Origin of the sequence: Arthrobacter terrae, from assembly GCF_015708085.1 — a bacterium.
In the GTDB taxonomy this organism is placed as follows: domain Bacteria; phylum Actinomycetota; class Actinomycetes; order Actinomycetales; family Micrococcaceae; genus Arthrobacter_M; species Arthrobacter_M terrae.
Genome location: NZ_JADNYM010000049.1, coordinates 1 through 3,813 on the forward strand (window position 1 = coordinate 1; position 3,813 = coordinate 3,813).

At 62.8% G+C, this 3,813-nt stretch carries 3 protein-coding genes and 1 pseudogene; all 4 read left to right on the forward strand.

Features of this window, described 5'->3' with window-relative positions:
* Positions 1-144 precede the first annotated feature (144 nt).
* On the forward strand, positions 145-1,821 hold the full coding sequence (locus IV500_RS21045) for a TnsB C-terminal domain-containing protein (protein ID WP_196398772.1): 1,677 nt from the start codon (positions 145-147) through the stop codon (positions 1,819-1,821).
* Positions 1,815-2,720, forward strand: coding sequence for a TniB family NTP-binding protein (locus IV500_RS21050; RefSeq protein ID WP_196398773.1), 906 nt, complete (start codon positions 1,815-1,817; stop codon positions 2,718-2,720). Before IV500_RS21045 ends, IV500_RS21050 begins: the two co-directional genes overlap by 7 nt.
* A gap of 20 nt (positions 2,721-2,740) precedes the next feature.
* Positions 2,741-3,202: pseudogene (locus IV500_RS22420) on the forward strand (TniQ family protein); the annotation flags it as partial.
* 336 nt (positions 3,203-3,538) lie between these two features.
* Positions 3,539-3,673, forward strand: a complete 135-nt coding sequence (locus IV500_RS22040) for a hypothetical protein (RefSeq protein WP_281064096.1) — start codon at positions 3,539-3,541, stop codon at positions 3,671-3,673.
* The last annotated feature ends 140 nt before the right edge of the window (positions 3,674-3,813 follow it).

Below are 3,813 nucleotides of genomic sequence, written 5' to 3' on the forward strand. Positions count from 1 at the left end.
AACTGTCATTTTCAGAAGCTGACGGCACGCCGATGCCGGTGTTGCCGGGGTTGTGCAGCCGGCTTCTGAACGCTGGTCGTTCAGTACTCATATGCACTAAAGTCATTGTTGCGCAATAGTTCTGTTCTCAAAGAGGAGACAGGCATGGACAACGGGTCGGATCGGATCGGGTCGGCGGGCCATCTGACGATGTCAGACACGGCGTGGGAACAGGCCCGGTTACGGGCCGAAGTGATCGGCAAACTCGCGGAACGCGACACCGTTGGGCTGGCCGCTGCCGACGAAGCGGCCGTCGAGTTGGGAATTTCCCGGCGGCGGGTGTACCTGCTGTTGAAGCGCTACCGGCAGGGGAGTGGTCTCGCGACTGATCTTGGCGGCCACCGGTCCGACGGGGGCAAGGGAGGCAACCGGCTCTCGGATCCGGTGGAACAGGTCATTCGCGAGCTGGTGCGCAAGCGGTACATGACGCGGCAGAAGCGCAGTGTGGCCTCGCTGCACCGCGAGATTGCCCGCGTTTGTGCTGCGCGGGGGTTGCCTGCTCCGGCACGGAACACGGTGACAGCGAGGATTGCCCGCATGAATCCCGTCGAGATCGGCCGGCGACGGGAAGGCGCCGACAGCGTCCGGCCCTTGCAGTCGGCAGGCGACAAAGTCCCGGTGATCGCGTCCATCCTGGACCAGGTCCAGATCGATCACACGGTCATTGACCTGATCGTGGTCGACGAGCATGAACGCCGGCCGATCGGCCGACCCTACTTAACGGTGGCCATCGACGTGTTCAGCCGGTGCATCATCGGCATGGTCGTGACTTTGGAGCCGCCGTCTGCGGTCTCGGTAGGGTTATGCCTGGCCCACGCCGCCGGTGACAAGCGGCCGTGGCTCGAACGGCTCGGGGTGGAAGCGGACTGGCCGATGAGTGGGAAGCCGAAGGCGCTGTATGTGGACAACGCCGCCGAGTTCAAGAGCGAAGCACTCACACGGGGGTGCGGGCAACATGGCATCGAACTGGACTACCGACCGCTGGGCCGGCCGCATTACGGCGGAATCGTCGAACGTCTCATCGGCACGGCCATGGGGAAGGTCCACGAACTGCCAGGCACAACCTTCTCGAACCCGGCCGAACGCGGCGGGTATGACTCCGAGAAGATGGCCGCGCTGACCCTGTCCGAGCTGGAGAAGTGGCTGGCGTTGGCGGTGGCGGCGTATCACGGAACCGTGCACGGCGGCCTGGGTCAGACTCCGGCCGGACGGTGGGCCGAGGGAGTCGCCGCGGTCGGCGCACCGGCAGTCACGTCGAATCCGACGGCGTTCCTGGTGGACTTTCTACCCGTGATCCGTCGGAAGCTGACGCGGAGCGGGTTTGTCATCGACCATGTGCACTATTTCGCCAACGCGTTGAAACCCTGGATCAGCCGCCGTGGAAACCTGGCCCGGTTCATCATCCGCAGGGACCCGCGCGACATCAGCCGGATCTGGGTGCTGGACCCTTCGGGCACCGAGTACATCGAAGTTCCGTACCGGACGCTGTCGAACCCTGCGGCAAGTGTGTGGGAGCATCGGCAGGCACTTACCCGGCTGCACGAACGCGGAGCTGCTCAGGTTGATGAGGCCGCACTGTTTCGAATGATCGACCAGATGCGCCATATCTCCGAGACTGCCGCGAAGACGACCAAGCGGACCCGCCGCGAAGCCGAACGCCGCAATCATGCGGGAACCATGGGAAAGGCGTCTCGGTCGCCGATACTGACACCTCCTGCCGCTTCGCCGGAACCCGCCGCGGCCAAACCTGCGGTCCCATTTGAGGAGATTGAACAATGGTGACTGCCGACGAGTACCAGCGGCATCTGCACCCGGCTGTGCAGGCGACGGCTCGGCTGTCGGCTTCCGGACGGATCGATCAGATTCGTGCTGACCGCTGGATTGGGTATCCGAAGGCCGTCGAGGCCGTGGACCGGCTGCAAACCCTGCTCGGGTGGCCTCGGAAGCAGCGCATGCCGAATCTGCTGTTGATAGGGCCGACGAATAACGGCAAGTCCATGATCATCGAGAGGTTTCGCCGTCAGCATCTGCCCAGGACTGAGCCGGACCGGGAGCATATTCCGGTGGTATGCGTGCAGATGCCCGCGGAGCCAACCGAGCTTCGGTTCTATACAGCGTTGCTTTCCGCGATTGGTGCGCCGTTTCGGCCACGGCAGCGCGTCGTTGACGTCGAGCGTCTGGCACTCGCCCTGCTGGGTGAGGTGGGTGTTCGGATGTTGGTGATCGATGAGTTCCACAACGTTCTGGCCGGGCGGGGTGAGACGCGACGCGCGTTCTTGAACCTGCTGCGGTTTTTGGGCAACGAGCTCAACATTCCCCTTGTCGGGGTCGGCACGCGGGAGGCATACCTTGCCGTGAGGTCAGATGACCAGCTGGAGAACAGGTTCGAACCGTTCGTTTTGCCGCTCTGGGAGGTGGGCGATGAAACCCGGTCGCTGCTGGCCAGCTTCGCTGCCTCGTTCCCTCTCCGCTCACCATCCTGCATCGATGGCGAGGACATGGCCCGGTACCTGCTTGCGCGTAGTGAGGGCACTATCGGAGAGCTCGCCCGTTTGCTGACTGCAGCTGCGGTTGCAGCAGTTGAAAGTGGGGAGGAGCGGATCAACCGTAAGACGCTGACCATGGCCGATTACATCGGGCCCAGCGAACGGCGCAAGCTGTTCGAAAGGCAACTGCTGTGATCAACTTGCGCCGCTGGCCAGTGCATCCTGCACCGATCCCCGGCGAGGCACTCTCGTCATGGCTGCGACGAGTCGCCGTTCGCTACGATGCCAACCTTGGCGATCTCGTGTCGGACTTAGGATTTGCGCCGGGCGAGCCGAAGGACCTGGATACATTTCCGCCAACTGGATTCGCTCGCGAGCTGGCACAGCGAACAGGTGTTGACGTACACCGGATTCAAAGGATGAGCCTCAGCGGCTGGGCACCCTGGCTTATTGATCAGACGGAACCGGACGCTGAGGCGTTTACGACCTATACCCGACAGTTTTCCGTGCTGTTGCCGGCAGGCAGGCGGCGCCCGCGGGAGATCTCCGAGTGGCTGGCATGGCTTCCCTCACGACAAGCACTCCGGGCGTGCCCGCTATGTATTGCGACCTCAATGCCACCGTACCCGTACCAATTGTTGTGGTTGCTTTCGTTGACGCTAAGCTGCCCTGCCCACGGGTGCCTTCTTGAACCGCGCGCGAAAGCTGCCAGCTACTTCTCGGACTGGGAGCGCAAGCCGCCTACCCCGAGGCCAGTCTCCGTTACGGCCCTGGCAATGGACAGCCGGACCTGGCAGGCCATGACAACGGGATCGGTCGACCTGCCCCGGCGACAGGTTCACGCCGGGATCTGGTTTCGCCTGATACGGACAATCATTGACGAGCTCGGAGCAACTCTGTCCGAGTGTCGCACCACCGCTGGCCGCCTGATCAAGTGCTTCTGGAAGGAAGCGGGCTATCCTCAGCGATTAGGGCCGCGGAGCTGGCAGCCGCACGAAGGCTATCCACTCGATGTGCAACTTCGTACTCTCGAAGTAACCGCGACCGCCATCCACCTCCTTGAACGCAAAGTCCTCATAGGCCAAGGAACAGACGCGGCACTCTTCCTGCCCGATGACGCCACCAGCGGGGAACAGGCCGGGCAGTAACAAAATCGCGACGGGCAGGGCACAGGCTTCCGCCTTGTCAGACGAAGTTACTGCAAAGGCTTAGGGCAACAAGACCGCCAACCAGGGGCGTAGTGAAGAGGACTTCTGACATTTAGTGCCGTCAGCTTCTGAAAATGACA

Excerpts from the sequence above, each read along its gene's own strand:
- IV500_RS21045 (WP_196398772.1), top strand. The coding sequence starts at position 145 with ATGGACAACGGGTCGGATCGGATCGGGTCGGCGGGCCATCTGACGATG.
- IV500_RS21050 (WP_196398773.1), top strand. The coding sequence starts at position 1,815 with ATGGTGACTGCCGACGAGTACCAGCGGCATCTGCACCCGGCTGTGCAG.